Annotated in this window: 11 protein-coding genes and 2 pseudogenes; 9 read left to right on the top strand and 4 right to left on the bottom strand. The window is 71.0% G+C overall.

Annotated features, from left to right (window positions below; translation table 11 throughout):
• Window positions 1–238 precede the first annotated feature (238 nt).
• From TR49_RS21420 to TR49_RS21410, 3 genes and pseudogenes are all read left to right on the top strand, one after another.
• On the top strand, window positions 239–1,204 hold the full coding sequence (locus TR49_RS21420) for a helix-turn-helix domain-containing protein (protein ID WP_152627392.1): 966 nt from the start codon (window positions 239–241) through the stop codon (window positions 1,202–1,204).
• A gap of 114 nt (window positions 1,205–1,318) precedes the next feature.
• Window positions 1,319–1,795: pseudogene (locus TR49_RS21415) on the top strand (endonuclease III domain-containing protein); the annotation flags it as partial.
• A 40-nt stretch (window positions 1,796–1,835) separates the two neighbouring features.
• Window positions 1,836–3,632 carry a recombinase family protein gene (locus TR49_RS21410; RefSeq protein ID WP_052434498.1) on the top strand — a complete coding sequence of 599 codons (1,797 nt, stop codon included), beginning with the start codon at window positions 1,836–1,838 and terminating at the stop codon, window positions 3,630–3,632.
• Between the two features lie 96 nt (window positions 3,633–3,728).
• Here the strand turns inward: TR49_RS21410 and TR49_RS46775 are convergent.
• Window positions 3,729–4,226, bottom strand: a pseudogene (locus TR49_RS46775) (recombination directionality factor); the annotation flags it as partial.
• Window positions 4,227–4,396: 170 nt separating this feature from the next.
• Window positions 4,397–4,906 (bottom strand): helix-turn-helix transcriptional regulator, encoded by a 510-nt coding sequence (locus TR49_RS21400; RefSeq protein ID WP_042383871.1) that lies wholly within the window; start codon window positions 4,904–4,906, stop codon window positions 4,397–4,399.
• 341 nt (window positions 4,907–5,247) lie between these two features.
• Here TR49_RS21400 and TR49_RS42995 point away from each other — a divergent pair, with 341 nt between their 5' ends.
• From TR49_RS42995 to TR49_RS21370, 6 genes are all read left to right on the top strand, one after another.
• Window positions 5,248–6,240: a hypothetical protein gene (locus TR49_RS42995; RefSeq protein WP_152627391.1), complete on the top strand. Its 993-nt coding sequence runs from the start codon at window positions 5,248–5,250 to the stop codon at window positions 6,238–6,240.
• Window positions 6,241–6,518: 278 nt separating this feature from the next.
• Window positions 6,519–7,553 carry a DUF2637 domain-containing protein gene (locus TR49_RS45755; RefSeq protein WP_236653474.1) on the top strand — a complete coding sequence of 345 codons (1,035 nt, stop codon included), beginning with the start codon at window positions 6,519–6,521 and terminating at the stop codon, window positions 7,551–7,553.
• A 419-nt stretch (window positions 7,554–7,972) separates the two neighbouring features.
• Entirely contained in the window at window positions 7,973–8,512 is a 540-nt protein-coding gene (locus tag TR49_RS21385) for a plasmid mobilization protein (protein ID WP_042383868.1), read from the top strand.
• A complete protein-coding gene (locus TR49_RS21380) occupies window positions 8,509–10,290 on the top strand; it encodes a relaxase/mobilization nuclease domain-containing protein (RefSeq protein WP_052434495.1) in 1,782 nt (593 codons plus the stop codon). Before TR49_RS21385 ends, TR49_RS21380 begins: the two co-directional genes overlap by 4 nt.
• A gap of 153 nt (window positions 10,291–10,443) precedes the next feature.
• Entirely contained in the window at window positions 10,444–13,116 is a 2,673-nt protein-coding gene (locus tag TR49_RS21375) for an ATP-binding protein (protein WP_152627390.1), read from the top strand.
• A 146-nt stretch (window positions 13,117–13,262) separates the two neighbouring features.
• A complete protein-coding gene (locus TR49_RS21370; RefSeq protein ID WP_042383867.1) occupies window positions 13,263–13,571 on the top strand; it encodes a hypothetical protein in 309 nt (102 codons plus the stop codon).
• A 45-nt stretch (window positions 13,572–13,616) separates the two neighbouring features.
• On the opposite strand, the gene TR49_RS40195 is transcribed toward TR49_RS21370, so the two are convergent.
• Together TR49_RS40195 and aspS are read right to left on the bottom strand one after the other, a co-directional pair.
• A complete protein-coding gene (locus TR49_RS40195) occupies window positions 13,617–15,263 on the bottom strand; it encodes a serine/threonine-protein kinase (protein WP_052434493.1) in 1,647 nt (548 codons plus the stop codon).
• A gap of 136 nt (window positions 15,264–15,399) precedes the next feature.
• The coding region (aspS, locus tag TR49_RS21360; protein ID WP_042383866.1) for an aspartate--tRNA(Asn) ligase at window positions 15,400–16,518 on the bottom strand (1,119 nt) is incomplete at its 5' end.

Below are 16,518 nucleotides of genomic sequence, written 5' to 3'. Positions count from 1 at the left end.
GAGAGGGAGAGCAGGGCTGGGGTCGCCACGCCGCCGCAGGAAAGAAGAAATGCGAAACAGGTGGTAATGAATCTCAGTCGCACCGGTGAAGCCTTTGGTTCGATGTCGCACTTGTCGGTGTTCTCGATCATGCCAGCCGCTGGGCGCCACGATCGGCCGGTGCTGCATCATGTATGTGCACGGCACGATCATGCAGGGGTAACACATGTGCACATTCGACGTAGAATCAGAATATGTAGTGCCAAAGGAAATTTGCCCTGAAGGTCTAAGATGTTACGAATACTCGCTTAAGTCCGGATCGATTGCCGTGTCCGCGGCGCCGGACTGCCTGCTGCGCCTCCAGATGCTCCAGCCGCTCCCGGGCGACCCCGGCATCCTCGTGCCCATCCCTCCGGACGCGGCCGGTGCGGCCCTCGTCCAGGCGATCGAACAGGCGGTCCTCGACCGGCAGGCCGAGATCGCCGGTATCCGCACCGCCATGGGGCTGTACGAATCCGTCTACTCCAGAGCCCGGAGCCAGGAGGACATCCCCTTCACCCTGCTGACCGGTGACGCGGCGATCGGCGCGGCACTCAGCCACGCCGTGGGCGCCTGCACGGACGAACTGCTCACCGTGCAACCGGGCGGCGGCAGACCGACGAAGTACCTGGAGGACGCGATCGAACGCGACCTCGTGATCCTGGGCCGGGGAGTGCGCCAACGGACCCTCTACCAGCACTCCGTGCGTGCACACGCGCCCACGCTCGCCTACGTCGAAAAGGTCACCGAGGCCGGCGCGGAGGTCCGCACGGTGCCCGAGATCTACGATCGGCTGATCATCTGCGACGAGTCGGTCGCCTTCATTCCCACCAGTGACAACCGCGCCGCCGCCGCGTTGGAGATCCGTCAGCCCGCACTGATCCGTTTTCTCCGGGGTCACTTCGACCGTCAGTGGGAGGAGGCCCGCCCGTTCGGCCCGATCGACAGACAGGTGAGATCCGAGGCCGTCGTGGAGGACGTTCAACTCAACATCGCGCGCCTGTTGGTCCACGGCTTCACCGACGAAGCCATCGCCCGCCGACTGGGGCTCAGCCGTCGGACCGTCGCCACCCGCGTCAGCCAGCTGTCCCAGCAACTGGGCGGCAGCAGCAGCCGCGCGCAGCTCGGCTACCTCATCGCCCTCCAGGGCATCCTCGACACCACCAGCGAGCAGCTCGACCTCTGACCCGTCCGTGGGGTGGTGAGGCCGGGTGCGCCGCCGCGGCGCTGCGGACATCGCCGGGCGGCGGATGATCCTTTCGAGGCCTGCGTGTCCTTGCAGGGTCGTAGTCTGGCGGGTATGGCGAAGAGTGGCGTGTCCGTGACCGCCGGCGCTGCCGGTGGGCCCGGGTTCAAGAAGGCGGCTTTCCCGAAGACCCATACGGCGAGGGTGCGGCAGGCGCGGAGGATCAACCGGGCGCTGGCGGAGGTCTACCCGTACGCGCACCCGGAGCTCGACTTCGAGAACCCGTTCCAGCTGCTGGTGGCGACGGTACTCTCCGCGCAGACGACCGACCTGCGCGTCAACCAGACGACCCCGGGTCTGTTCGCGAAGTACCCCACCCCGGCGGCGATGGCGGACGCCGACCCGGAGGAGCTGGAGGAGCTGATCCGGCCCACCGGCTTCTTCCGCAACAAGGCCAAGTCGCTGCTGGGCCTGTCCGCCGCGCTTCGCGACGACTTCGGCGGCGAGGTGCCGGGGCGGTTGGAGGATCTGGTCACCCTTCCGGGAGTCGGCCGCAAGACGGCCAACGTCGTGCTCGGCAACGCCTTCGGTTCTCTCACTTAGGTACTACGTCGCCAGGTACGCTGCTGAGGTGATTCCTTCCGCCACTCGCTTCCCGCGGCAGCACGCCGAGGTCGACCCCGAGCTGATCGAAGCGATCCACCGGATCGCCGTCAGCTACGTCCGGCAGTCCTCCGCCAAGCCGGATAAGTCCGAGGCGTCGCCCATGACGCAACGGGCCGCCAACGAGAGGGAGGCGGAGCGCTGGGGCACGTTCAGCCGGCACTACGAGGACATTGGCGTCTCCGGCTGGGATCCCGACGCCACGCGCGAGGACTTCGAGCGGATGCTCGCCGACGCGCGAGCGGGAGCGTTCCAGGTCCTGATCGTCTACAACGTCAGCCGGTTCTCGCGCCGCGACGTCGTGGACGCGATCCCGGTCGTCACGGAGCTGCACCGGCTGGGCATCACCATCGTCAGCGTCATGGAGGGCGTGTTCGCGCCGCGCGACACGATGGCGCTCATCTACCTGATCATGCGCCTGGACGCCGCGCACCAGGAGTCGCAGAACAAGAGCCAGGCCATCCGCGACGTCAAGGCTGTCCAGCGCGAGGCCGGAAGCTGGCTCGGCGGGGCACCGGTCTACGGCCTGCGCGCCGAGAAGGTGATGCAGGGCAAGCTCGCCGTCTACAAGCTGCACCATGAGCCGACGGAAGCCGAGGTCCTTCGGGAGATCTGGGAGACGATCCGCGCTCACATGGGGGAGTCGATCAAGCACGGTAGTAGGCACCCTGGGTCGCTGTCCGGGATCTGCACCGACCTCAACAAGCGCAATGTGCCCACACGAGGTCAGCGGACCGGTAAGGAGCGTGCCGACTCCCAGTGGGGGTCGCGGACGCTCAAGGGCATCCTGACCAACCCCGCAATCGCGGGGATGAGTTATGAGACGGTCTACCGCACCAAGCCGGACGGCACCAGGACGAAGACCGTTGACAGCTACCGGATCCACCGGGATGACGAGGGCAGGCCGGTCATGGTCTGCGAGCCGATCATCCCGCCCGCTCAGTGGTACGAGCTGCAGGACTGGCTGGCCGGCCGGAACCAGGGGAGCGGCCTGTCGCGCGGCACATCTGTGCTGGCCGGGCTTCGGACCGTGGACCACGAGGCGGTGCTGACCTGTGAGTGCGCCCGCCCGATGACCAGTATGAACAGCGAGTCCGAGCACCCGAAGGCGAAGCCGGTCTACCGGTGCACACGCGCAAACGGCGTTCCCACCAAGGAAGGTGAGCACCTTGGTGGGAACGCCGTGATGATGACGTACCTCGACGACCACGTCGCGCGGCGGATCTTCGACGTGATCCAGGCCGCCGAGGAGGACGAGGAGGCCTTGGCCGTGGTGATGGCGGCAACGCATGCCTTCGCCCGACAGCAGGAGGACCCGACCCGAGTCGCAGAGCGCGCGGCCGTCGTCGCGGAACGGTCGGACGCGCTGCGCGCGCTGAACGAGCTCTACGACGACTTGGAGGCAGGCATCTACGAGGGCAGGACGGGCAGGGAACGCTTCCTCGCTAAGAAGGCGAAGGTCGACGCCCGATCGGAGGCCGCCGAGGCGCGTCTAGCCGCGCTGAGCGGGCCGGCGGACGTCAGGCTGCCCGTCACGCAGTGGCTGCCCGCCAACCCGGACGCCGACCCGGTCGGCCCGGGATCGTGGTGGCACGGGGCCGAGCTGACCGCGCGTCGGAACTTCGTCGCGCTGTTCGTCCGGCAGATCACGGTGTACAAGGCCACCACCCGTTGGGGGCACGCCAGGCGAGGGAACTACGACGTCGGCGAGCGGGTCGAGGTCGAGTTCATGAAGACCAAGCAGCCAGAGGGATCTGCCGTCTAGGGCCTGCAGCGTCGGTGCGGTGTAGGTGTAGACCGCGCCGGACCGACTGCCGTGCTCGATCCGCGTGATGGAGAGGTCCCAGATGCTCGCGCCGGGGATGGCGGCCAGGGTTGCGCGCATGCTGGGGACGCTCTTGGCGAAGTGCCAGGAGCGGGAGCCGAACTGGAAGACGCCGAGGTGCGTGGCGCCCGCGAGCCGGAACGAGACGGTTGTGCTCGGCTGCGGCCCGAGGCCGGCCTTGGCCCGTGCCTTCCGTTCCTCGAAGGGGGCGGGGCACCCGCACGGCTGGCCCGCGCTGTTGTCGGGACTGAGCAGCCGTGCGCCGTCGCAGTGATGGAGCAGACCGGTGCGCCCCCAGCGGCGCATGGAGAACTGCACCGCGCCGGGGCCGTCGAGGATGACGCGTACGCGCGCAGAGGATGTCAGGACCTCGATCGCGTCGGTGTCGATGCTGGTGGGGCACGACTCAGGCCGTCCGCCGAGGAGGGCACCGATGTGCGTGGCCACCGGGCTGGAGCCCGTGGTCACCCGCCAGCTCGCGAGGGCCTCCGGGCGGTTGTCCAGAGAGCGTCCGAGATGGAAGGTGCCGACCACCTCGGTGGTCGGCAGCGTCAGACCCGGCGCGCGCTGGTCTGGAACCGGGCTGGCATTTCGCCGGGAGCGTGCGGGGCGGCCCGACAAAGCGCGGTGGGTGGGGGTAGTAGCGGCGTGGGGCAGAGGTAGTCCTTCCGTGGGGCTGGGTGAAGCCCGACCAGCGGCGGAGCTCAGTAGTAGCTGCCGTCCTCGATGTGCTGCCAGAGGGCGCGGGCGTAGCGGTCGTCTTCGCCGACGAGCCGGACGCACTGCTGGTGGAGGGCGTCGTTGGCGTCGGGGTGGGCTTCGCGGTAGGCGGCGAGGGCGACGAGGGCGTGATGTAGGCGGTCGCTGGCGTCGCGGTGGGCGAAGAACGCGTCCACGCATTCCTGGAGCAGTCTTCGGGCGTCTAGGTCGACCCCCTCCAGGGGCGGGGACATCAGTTCTTCGAGCGGTAGCTCGAAGACGCGCGAGAATCCGAGGGCCTCGTCGAGGGAGATCTTCCGGCGGGGGGTGCCGCTTTCGATGCGCCAGACCGCTGACTGGTTCAGGGGCACGCCGGCGGAGGTCATGCGGGTGGCGAGCTCGGTCGTGCTCCAGCCGCGCACCGTTCGCTCCAGCGCGACGCGCGCGGCCATGTTGCCCTCGCTGTACAGCAGCGGGGCCTCGTGCGGCCAGTTCTCCACTCCCACCTCTCCCATCTCGCGACCCTACGGACTATGCCACAGGGATTAGATCCGAGTCAAATTTGCATGAGGGCTGAGGTGGCGGTAGTGTGCTATCCGCGAGGGAAAGGAGACTATGCAGGAAGGGTTAGCGAGTAGTGGGGATCGGTTATATGAGGACATCTGGGGGAGCGTTTGGCTCGTGATCGAGCGCCGCGAGGCGGTGGCGCGGCCTGATATCTGACCAGCGCCACATGCAGCGAATCGGGTCGGGCGGAGCGCGCAGGACGGCTTCACTGGCCCACCAACCGAATAACAGGCGACCCCGGCGGTGCTACCAACACCCCGGGGTCCGGCACCAGGAGATGCAACTCCAGATGCACGTTCATCGTAGCCGTCACGTGCGCGGCTTCACCGCCCTGCCCAACTACCTGCTGCAGGACCGCAGGCTGTCCTACACGGCCCGTGGCCTGCTGGCCGATCTCCTCTCGCGCCCGGACGGGTGGCGGGAGGACGGCCGGCAGATGGCCGACTCCAGCCCGCAGGGCCGCACCGCGGTCGCGAAGGCGCTGCGCGAGCTCGCACGCGCCGGGTACTACCGGGTGGAGAAGATCCGGCAGACCGACGGCACCGTGGTCAGCGAGTCCCACGTCTACGACACCCCGCAGCCCGATCCGGCCGCCAAGGTTGCGGGCTCCGGCCGTCGGACGGTCGGTCGTCCTGACGCCCTTCCAAAGGACCTGGTGAAAGAACCCTCCCACCCCCACCCTGCCGACAGGGTGGACACGGCAAGGGGCTCCGGCCTGCCCGGAAACGGGGAGGGCGGGCGGGAGACCGCACCCGACACCACCACGGCACGAGGCGAGCAGGCCACGGACAGCGTGCCCACCGCGCCGGTCACGCCTGCCCCTGACGCGGTCGCCCCGCAGGTGCGCGAAGCGGCAGCGACGCTGTTCCGCGTGATCCGCCCTGAGCCGCGCCTCCGTCTGGGCACGGGCGAGGCACTGGGCCTGGCCCCGCTGGTCGCCGGGTGGCTGGAGCGGGGCGCGAGCGACCGCGACCTCGCCGCCGCCCTGCTGCCGGGGCTGCCCGCCGAGGTGCACGCGCCCGCAGCGCTCCTGCGGAACCGTCTCGCCCGCAAGCTCCCGCCCGCGCCCGACCAGCAGGCTGTCGCTGCTCCGGTGGCGGTGCGGTGGCACGAGTGCGCCAAGTGCGCCGACCCGGTCCCGAAGCCGGGAATCTGCCGCGCCTGTGCGGGCCTGCCCTCGCGCCAGCCCGCCACCGGGCTCGGCTCGGCGGCGACCGCGCGCGGCGCCGCCCTGGTCAGAGCCGCCCTGCAAGCCACCAGGCCCACCACCGCCACCGCCTGACCGCATTCCCTCAGGGAACGAGCGCGCATTCCCTTGGGGAACGCAGTCTGCGTTCCCCAAGGGCCGGGCGACAGCACGCCCCCGACCCCAGGGGCGTCGCGCTGTGCCGTATCACCTCAGGCCCAGCGATGCCTGGGCCTGACGTCCGGCCGCGTCGCCACGCCACAGGCCCGGCCTGCCCCGACACCCCTACCACCACAGTCCTCGGACGCCGCTGCCGCATGCCCGCCGCCGGCGCGACCCTCGGCGTCCCCACCCGACCTCAAGGAGCATCCGCCTTGACCACCACACCCGCCCTCCCGCCCGCCACGTCACCGACCGGCTGGTCGCCGCGCCGCGTCGGCTGGTGGGACCGCGCCGCCATCGCCCTGCTCGGGGCCGCCGGATGCGCGCTCTCCTACGACGCGCTGCGGCAGATGGCCTTCGCCATCCACGTCCGCCCCCAGCTGACATGGCTGTTCCCCATCGTGATCGACGGCTTCATCGCCTACGGCGTCCGCGCCCTGCTCGTCCTGCGCGGCGCGCCTTTCCGGGCCCGCCTGTACGTGTGGACGCTGTTCGCCGCCGCCACGGCCGCGAGCATCTGGGCCAACGCCCTCCACGCCGTCCGCCTCAACCAGCTCGACGTCGCGGGCTCGGGGGAGCTGCACCTGACCGACACCGTCGTCGGCGTGCTTTCCACGATCGCGCCGCTCGCGCTGGCCGGAGCGACCCACCTGTTCATCCTGATCAGCCGCCACGGCCACGCCACGGAGCGGTCCCGGTCCCGGGACCTCACGGCCAGTCCGGAGCCGGGCGGACCGCTCGCCGAGCAGGCGGGGACCATACGGTCCGCCCTTCCGGCCGACGCCACCACGGCGGGGACGGCAGCGGCCATGATTCCGGCCGCCTGGGTCGAGCCCGCGCAGCGGCAGCCGGTCCCCGTCAGCGGGGACACCTCGACGGTCCCGGACGAGCAGGTGGGGACCGACGCGGCCGAAGGTCCTGCCCCGGTGCCCTCGGCTGCGGACAGGGTCACCTCGGAGGGGACCGTGTCGGCCCACGGTGACGAGGTCCGCGCAGGTCAGCGCTCGGGCGGTGATTCCGGCGAAGCGGTCCGGGGCAGCCGCCTCGGTCGGCCTGCCGACGCGACCATCCCCGAGCTGGCGCAGGTCCTCGCGACCGTCCACGACGGTGACGGCCGGATCACGCGCTCCACGGCGCGGACCGCGATCGAGGCGGCCGGACTGTCCGCCGGAAACGAGCGGATCAAAGAAGCCCTCGAACTCCTCCAGTCCGCTCCCGCTGCCCTGCCGCATCCCGACGCGGACTGACTCGCCCACGCGAGCAGGGGCTGTCCGTGCCCTTCCGGCCGGATAGCCCCGCCCCCTCATCCCCACATCGCGTGGTCCGGCAGGACCTGCCCCATCGCGGTCCGCCCCCACGCCGTCCCTACCGCCTACAGATCGGAGTCCCGCCTTTGACCCCTCGCTTCTGGCCACGCACCGCCCACTTGCCCGCCCCGGCCGGCGAGCAACCCCAGCCCGCCACCCAGGCCGCGCTGCCGGTCGACATCGCCGGGGCGGGCGCCGGCCCTGCAGATGCTTCAACTCCCATGCCGACAGATGCCGTTGATGAGGCCCGCCACGTTCGGGGAGCCAGCAATAGCCTGCGACCGCCCTATGGGCGGTCGCAGGCGCAGGCCCCCGCCGAGGGCGGCGGGGGTGACCCGGCGGGGGCGCCGGGTCTGGGGGTGGTCGCGGCCGAGGGCAGCCGGGACCAGGACCTGCTGAATGCCGCGTCGCCGACGAGCGCCGTGCGCGCTTCCGCTGCTGCCGCCGCGCGCCGCAAGCCCAAGCGCCGCACCCGCAACGCCGAGCAGCAGAAGAAGTCCCGCGTCACCGTGCGGTTCGACGAGGCCGAGAAGCAGCGACTGAAGGCCGAGGCCAAGGCAGCAGGGCTGTCGATGGCCAACCTGATCGCCCGCCGCACCCTCGGCACCGACACCGCACCGACCGTCGGCAGCGGCTCGTCGGCAGCAGGGGTTGCAACGCGGGCCGAGCAGCTCGACGCGGCGGTCGACGAGCTCGCGGCAACCCGAACCGAGCTCGGCGCGTGGGGCAACAACCTCAACCAGATCGCCCGGCAGCTGAACATGGGCGGCACTTTGCCGCCTGGCCCCGCCGGTGACTTCGCGCACGCTGCGGTCGCGTTGCTGCCCACGGTGCGTGCCCTGGTGGCTGAGGTGGACGAGCGCGCGCACCGTCTCGCCAAGCTGCGGGGCCGCGCGTGATCGCGTCCATCACCCGCGGCGACCGCACCCGCGGTGTCCTGGCCTACGTCTTCGGACCCGGTGATGAGGACGAGCACACCGACCCGCACACGGTCGCCTCGTTCGAGCCGTTCCTGCCCGACCCGGGACTCGATCCGGACTTCGATGCCGCTCTCGCGCAGCTGACGGACATCCTGGACCTGCGTGTGGTGCAGGCGGGCAAGCGCGCGCCGAAGGAGCACGTTTGGCACTGCTCCCTGCGCGCCGCGCCGGAGGACCGGCACCTGTCGGACGCCGAGTGGGAGCAGGTCGCGCGTCGGGTCATGGCGGCGGCCGGCATCGCCCCTGAGGGGGATCCGGACGGCTGCCGCTGGGTCGTGGTCCGCCATGCGGAGGATCACGTCCACATCGTCGCCACCACCGTGCGCGCGAACCTCACCCACGCTCGCCTGCACAACGACTACCGGCGGGTCATGGACGAGCTCGCCCTCATCGAGCGGGATTTCGGCCTGCGGGAAGTTGACCACCGGCCCGGCCGGGCCACGATGGCCAAGGCCCCCACCCGCGCCGAGGTCCACAAGGCGAAGCGCCAGGGCCGGGAGCGCACCCCGCGCGAGACGCTGCGGATCGCGCTGCGGACCGCGTTGGCGGGCGCGGCGAGCGAGGACGAGTTCCTTGCCCGGGTTCAGGCCGAGGGCGTGCGGGTCAAGGTGCGCCGGTTGCCGTCCGGTGACGCGCAGGGCTTCTCCTTCCACCTGCCGGGCGACCGCAACCGCAAGGGCGAGCCGGTCTGGTTCCCCGGCAGTGAGCTCGGCCCGGACCTGACCCTGCCGAGGATCCGTGCCCGGCTTGCCGCCGGAGCCGACGAACCCGCCGTCAGGAGCCCTGACACAGCTGGTCCGGCGCTCGTCGAGACGGCCGGCGCGGTCCGTGCTGTGCTGCATTCCTTCACCGCCGCCAGCGGTGACGGCGAGGCAGGAGGGGGCGCCGGCGTCGTGGAGCCGATGGCCGACGCGTCCGTGGTGGTGGCGTGGTCGGCGGGGTTCGGGGAGGTCCTCGACGCCGTCGCCCAGACCCACATGGGGCCGGGCCGTGCCGAGCTGCGGGCCGCTGCCAGGGCATGGGGGCGGGCCGCGTTCGCGCACGAGCGTGCCGCTGACCGGGAGTTGCGGGCGCTGCGTTCGGCGGCACGGCAGACCCTGGCCGGCGGGCCGAGCCTCGGGCGCGGCAAGGACACGGATCCGGTGCTGATGCTGCTGGACCTGGCGCTGCTGCTCGGCATCGCCCTGTACCGGTGGCACGAGGCCGAGGGGCACCGCCAGCACGCCCGCGCCGCACGGCAGACCGTCGACCACCTGGAAGCCGCCGCCCGCCAGGCCGCCGCCGGGCCGCTGGCGGTGCTCACCGAGCAGGCCAGGTCCACCCCCGCACCGGTCCGCGACCTGCTCGCCGGAGCGGTCCGCCAGGCCCTGCCCCTGCAGCTTGCTGACCAGGTGCTGGCCGGGGCGAACTGGCCGGTCCTCGCCACTGCACTCCACCAGGCCCAGCGCGCCGGCCAGGACCCCGCCGCACTGCTGGCCGGCTCGGTGGGGGAGCGGGAGCTGGACACCGCCAAGGATCCGGCCGCCGTGCTGACCTGGCGCGTTCGGCACCACGCCGGACTACCGCCCCTCCCCGTCCGAGCGGGCCGGGCCGGCGCGGCCAAGGGCCGCAAGCAGCCCCGACCGCAGGACCACACCGTCCAGCCGCCGCTGCGGCAGCAGCCCGGCCAGCCGCCCCGCGGTGGCAGGGGCCGCTGACCCCGCGACGGCCTACGTACGACCGGTCCGCCCCAGGAGTCATCCCCTGGGGCGGACCACCCCCATCCCCTACCTCTGAGGAGCGAGCCCATCACCACTGACCTGAACAGCACGAAGTCCCAGACCGGCAGCGCCCCGGCCTTGCAGCGGACGGTGTTCTCGACCCCCAGGAACACCGAGTTCGTCACGGTTGGTGGCCTGGAGAAGCAGACCGGGCAGCCCGAGTGGCGGTTCGGCGCCGTCGTCATCAAGGAGCTGCTCGACAATGCCCTGGACGCCGCCGAGACCGCCAGCGCGCGCCCCGACGTCGCCCTCCACGTTGCCTGGGCGGGCGGCGTTGCTCTGGTGACGGTGACGGACAACGGCGCGGGGATCCCGGCCGCCGTGGTGGAGCGGCTGCTGGACTTCAACGTCAACGTCTCCGACAAGGAGGCCGTACGGTCCCCTACCCGCGGGCTGCAGGGCAACGCGATGAAGACGCTGCTGGGCATGCCCCACGCCCTCGGCGTGGACGCGCCAGTCGTGATCGACGCCTGCGGGATGCGCCACATGCTCACTGTCTCCCTCGACCCGGGCCGCAGCCTCGTCACCCAGCACACCACCACCCCGAGCAGCCGCACCACGGGGACCTCGGTCACCGTGGCACTCCCCGAGGCTCAGGTCCGCAAGGACGAGCCGGGGCGGTGGATCCGTAAATTCGCGGCGGCCAACCCCCACGCCCGCCTCCGTCTTGAGCACGGTCAGAACAGCGCCGGGCGGGGGGTCGAGATTTACGAGCCGACCGCCCCAGAGGGTTGGCGCAAGCCGATGCCGGGCGACGCCACCTCCGCCCACCACTACACCCCAGACACGATGAGGGCCCTGGTCTTCGGCCACGTCCGCGAGCACCGCAACGGTGGCCGGGACCTGCCGCTGCGCGAGTTCATCAGCTCCTTCACCGGCCTGTCGAGCACGGTCAAGGCCAAGCAGATCGCCGCCCTGGTACCGGGCATCTCCCACCTGTCCGGCTTCCAGGACCAGCCCGGCATGGTCGAGGTGCTGCTGCATGGGATGCGCGAGCACAGCAAGGCCCCGACCCCCGCCTACCTCGGCCGGATCAGCCCCGACCACTACCGGACGGTGCTGGACCAGGCGTTCGGTGTGGAGGAGTCGTGGTTCGCCCGCAAGACCCTCACCGACAACGCGGGGATCCCCTGGCTGGTCGAGGTCACCGTGGCCCGCACCCGCAGGCCGGGCTCGATGTCCTACGCGGTGAACTACTCCGCCAGCTTCGGCGACCCGCTCGGCACCACCCGCCTCACCAGCGGCGACGTCACGGCGCTGGGCGCCATCTCGTTCCTGGACGCCTGCGACGCCGCACCCCGCTCCAGCAACGGCTACCTGCGGGCCGCGGTCGTCCACCTGGTCTGTCCCGTCCCGCACTTCACCGACAAGGGCAAGACCGCCCTCACCGTACCGGCCGAGGTCGCCGAAGCTTGCGCGCAGGCCCTGGCCACCGCCACTAGGTCCCTGCATCAGGCCAGGACGGCGCGCGACCGCGAGCACGCCAGCGCCCAGCAGGCCAGGAAGAAGGCCGAGGCGCGGGAGAAGCGGGAGCGCGAGCGCGCCCAGGCGAAGGAGGAAAAGGAGAAGGAGAGGGCTGGCCGCAAGGCGTACCTGACGAAGAAGGCCGCCGTGTTCGCGGTGATCCAGGAAGCGATCGGTCAGGTCAGCGGCGGCGGCCGACTGCCATTCTCCGCGCACACGCTCTTCTACAACATCCGGCCCCTCGCGCTGAAGCTGCTGAGGCCCGGCACCAAGCTCGCCTCCCGCTACGTCGAGCAGGAGCTCATCCCCGAATGGGAACGCGAGCACGGGCCCATCGAGGGCCTGTACCGCGAGCCGCGCGGCACCCTGCACCACCCCCACGACCCGGGTGGCACGCTGGACCTGCCGCTCGGCACCCGCGAGGTCCGCGCCTACCGGCCCGCCGGCTGGTCCTTCAACAAGATCCTGGTGATCGAGAAGGCCGGCCTGTGGCCGGCGATCCACGCCTCGGGGATCGCCGACCGCTTCGACATGGCCGTCATCACCACCGAGGGCTACAGCAGCGAAGCCTGCCGCGAACTCCTCGCCCGCCTCCCCGAGGGTGACGTCCAGATCTTCGTCCTGCACGACGCCGACCCCGACGGCTACAACATCGCCCGCACCCTGGCCGAGGAGACCCGCCGCATGCCCGGCCACCGCGTCGAGGTTATCGACATCGGCCTGACCGTCGAAGACGCCCTCACCCACGGCTTGGATCCCGAGCCCGCTGTGCGCGACCGTGCCCTGCCCGCCCGCATCATTCCGCACCTGACCCCGACCGCTCTGGACTGGTTCACCGGCGAAGAAGACTCCAGCGAGAAGGGCAAGACCCGGTGGCGCTTCCAGCGCGTCGAGCTCAACGCCTTCACCTCACCCCAATTGATCGCCCACATCGAGACGAAGCTCGCCCAGCACGGCGCTGCCGGAAAGGTCGTCCCACCCGCCGTCACGATCGCCGCCCGCGCCCGCACCATGCTCGCCGCGGCCGTTGACAACGTCGCCGACAAGGTCATCACAGAGCTGGTCGACGCCTCCCGTCTCGGCGACCTCGTCCGCGCCCAGCTCCCCCTCGACGAGCTCACCGCCATCACCGACAACGACATCGCCGCCCACCTCGCCCAACACCCCGCCCGCTCCTGGCAGGACGCCGTCGACCACCTGATCGCCGCCGGCCTTGCCACCCGCCACCCCGACCTCCGCGACCAGACCCGCCAGCTCCTCACCCAGCTCCTCAACACCACCACACCCCCGGCGGAGTAGACCGCCGAAACCACCGTTCCGAGCCCCGGCGTCCGCCGGGGCTCGGAACGGTGTCGCTTCGATGTCCACGCCCGAATCCGGGAACAACCCCGAACTCCCCTGCGTCGTGTGGTCCTTGCATGGATCACCCGCACGAGAGGAGCCGCGTGAGCGAGCCCGCCGCCACCCCCACCCCGAACCTGATCCGCGTCATCCCCTACCCCGACCAACTCCACCCGACCGCCACCACGATCACCTGCCCTCGCTGTGCCGCCCGCCGCGACTGGCTCCTCCTGGAAACCTGCGGCCAGGTCTTCATGCGCTGCCGCTGCGCCCACGAATGGCCCGAACCCCGCCTCGCCATCGACTTCTTCGACGACAACTTCGCCTACGCCGAACAGGGCTGGAACGACTTCGACCGCGCCATGATCGCATTGGGCTTCGATGGGCTCCTCGCCGGAGCCGTGTGGGCGTAGGACGGACACCGCGGCCGGGGCCCTCGCCCCGGCCGCCCGGTCTGCTCAGTGGCGCCCGTGGTAGGGCCGCAGACTTCCAAGGCCGGGCCGTGTGGTGATCAGGACGGCGATCGTCGCCCAGGCCACCCACAGGGCGAGCGCGGTCAACAGGGCGAGCAGCGCAGGGAAGTGGAGCAGCCCAGTCGACAGTCCCGTCCACAGCGTCGCAACGAGCATCCCGGCGACGGCTGCATTGTTCGCGTCCGCGATCGAAGAGCGGCCGACCGCGCGGGCCATGCGGCGGACCGGATGGGTGATCCACATGAGGACGGGCGCCCCGAGCATGCAGAACAGCAGGACGCCCCACCACGGCACCGGCGAGACGAACAGCAAGACCCCCGAACTGGCCAGTACGACCGCCATCGTCAGGACGAATCCGACGACCGAGGTCTCGTCCAGGAAGTCGGGCAGCGGCTCCCTGCCGTCAGCCGCGCTGGACCGATCGGAGGACCCGTCCAACCAGAAGAGGAGGCTGAGGACCAGTCCGAGCGGCGCGGCGACTAGCCAGGCCCACAGTGAGCCCCAGCCCGCGACAGCGATCAATTGGGTGGCAACCGAGCCGCTCATGCCGCCCGCGAAGATGAGCGAGCGGACCCCTGAGGGCCCAGCCGGGGTCCTGGAGCCGGGGGCGTCCCCGCCTGCCCGCCTCTGAACAGGGGCCACCGGTTGCCCCGCCGCTGCGACCGGGGCCGGTCCGTTCGCGGGAACGCGGGGCGGCATTTCAGGGATGACCACGGGGATGCCAGCACCAGGGCGCACCCGCACACCGGCCCCGTACGAGCCCGCTCCGGCCGCCGACTGGACCTCACGCGGAGCCGACTGAGCGTGCACGAGGGCAAGAGCACGCAGCCGGTCCGCGACGGCCGCCGCGCTCGGCGGCCGTGCGTCCGGCTCCTTGCGCAGCAGCTCGTCCACGATCCCGGTTAGCGCAACCGGGAGATGCGCGCCCAGAGCCCTCAGTGAGGGCGCGGGCTCGATGACGTGCCGGCGCAGGACGCTCCAGCCTGTGCCGGGGAACGGCGGCTGCCCGGCCAACAGCCCGTAGAGCAGGCAGCCGAGCGAGTACAGGTCGCTTCGGGCGTCGACCGTGTCACCGCGCGCTTGCTCCGGCGACATGTACGCCGGGGTGCCGATCAGCCCGCCGGTCCCTGTCAGACCCGCGGTGGACTCCTCGGCCAGCTTTGCGATGCCGAAGTCCAGCAGCTTCACCGTCCCGGTCGACGTCAGCAGCACGTTGGCGGGCTTCAGGTCCCGGTGCACGATGCCGGCCTCGTGCGCTACTTGCAGACCCTCGCAGATCTGCACAGCCCAGCCCAGCACCCGTGCCGGTTCGACCGGGCCGCCGCCGGCGCCCAGCGGGGTGCCCTCGAGTAGCTCCATGACGAGGTACAGCAGCGCAGCCCCGGCCACCTGGGCCTCGCCGAAGTCGTGGAGCGTGACGATGTGCGGGCTCGACAACGACCCGACGAGCCGTGCCTCGCGGGTGAACCGGCCCACCGCAGTCTCGTCGAGATCCTGGGCCGTGCGGATCACCTTCACCGCGACCGGTCGGCCGATCCTGGAATCGGTCGCCCTCCAGACCTCGCCCATACCGCCCGCGCCGAGGACCGAGTCGAGTTGGTACCGGCCGTCCAGAACGCTCCCGTTGAGCACGTAGCCCCCGTTGCTCTACCGCCAGCGCGGCATGGACATCACACAAACCGTCCTTACCATAGCTGCCGCCTCGGACAGCAGACTTGACCCGTCGCATCTGCTGCCTCGCCTCAAGGGGGGAGTGTCACGAAGACCGCTACGGCTCCAGACGGTGGGGTCCGCGGAAGAGGAACGTGACCTCGCGGATGGTCGGCAAGTCCAGCAGCAGCATCAGTACCCTGCTGAGACCAAGGCCGAGCCCACCGTGGGGCGGGGTGCCGAAGCGGAAGCAGTTCAGGTAGCTGGCGAGAGGCTCGGTCTCCAAGCCCTTCTCGCGGGCCTGGGCGATGAGGCGTTCGTGGCGGTGTTCGCGCTGGGCGCCGGTGGTGATCTCGATGCCCTTCCACAGCAGGTCGAAGGACTCGGTGACGGTGGGGTCGTCCTCGGGCCGCAGGTGGTAGAAGGGGCGGACCGAGGCGGGGAAGTGCGTGACGAACACGAACTCGTGCCCGGTCTCCTCGGCGATCAGCGCGGAGAGCTTGCGCTCGCCTTCCGGGTCGAGGTCGTCCTTGACGCCCTCGGGGTCCCAGCCGGTGGCCCGGAGCTTGGTGATGGCGTTGGCCATGGTGATGCGCGGGAACGGCATCTCGGGGACGACGACCTGGGCGCCGAAGTGCTCGGCGATGGCGTCGCCGTGGCGCTCGGAGACCCGCTGGAGGACGCGCTGCAGGAGGCGTTCCTCGAAGGCCATGACGTCCTCGACGCCGTCGATCCAGGCGAGTTCGGCGTCGACGCCGGTGAACTCGGTGGCGTGGCGGGAGGTGAAGGACGGCTCGGCGCGGAAGACGGGGCCGATCTCGAAGACCTTGTCGATACCAGCGGCGATGGCCATCTGCTTGTAGAACTGCGGGGACTGGGCGAGGTAGGCGGTGCGGTCGAAGTAGTCGACCTTGAAGACCTCGGCTCCGGACTCGGAGGCGGTGCCCATGAGCTTGGGCGTGTGGAGCTCGGTGAAGCCCTCCTCCGCCGTGACCTCGCGCATGGCCTGCTCGACGGTGGTCTGCACCGCGAAGACGAGGTGCTGGGAGGGGCGGCGGATGTCGAGGAAGCGCCAGTCGAGGCGCTGGTCCAGGCCGGTGTGCTCGTCGATGGGCAGCTTCGGCTCGGCCGGAGAGACGACCTCGACCCGCTCGGGGATGATCTCCAGACCGCCGAGCTTGACCTGCGGGCTGTCGACGACCTTGCCGGTGATCTTCACGGCGGTCTCGGCGGGGGT

The organism is Streptacidiphilus melanogenes, assembly GCF_000787835.1.
Classification (GTDB): Bacteria; Actinomycetota; Actinomycetes; order Streptomycetales; family Streptomycetaceae; genus Streptacidiphilus; species Streptacidiphilus melanogenes.
Note: the sequence above shows the minus strand (reverse complement) of the source record. Positions and strands in the feature narration are given on the sequence as shown.

What these genes read in the sequence shown, in the direction of transcription:
- TR49_RS21400 (WP_042383871.1), bottom strand. Translation starts at nt 4,906, where the DNA reads ATGGGAGAGGTGGGAGTGGAGAACTGGCCGCACGAGGCCCCGCTGCTG.
- TR49_RS42995 (WP_152627391.1), top strand. Translation starts at nt 5,248, where the DNA reads ATGCACGTTCATCGTAGCCGTCACGTGCGCGGCTTCACCGCCCTGCCC.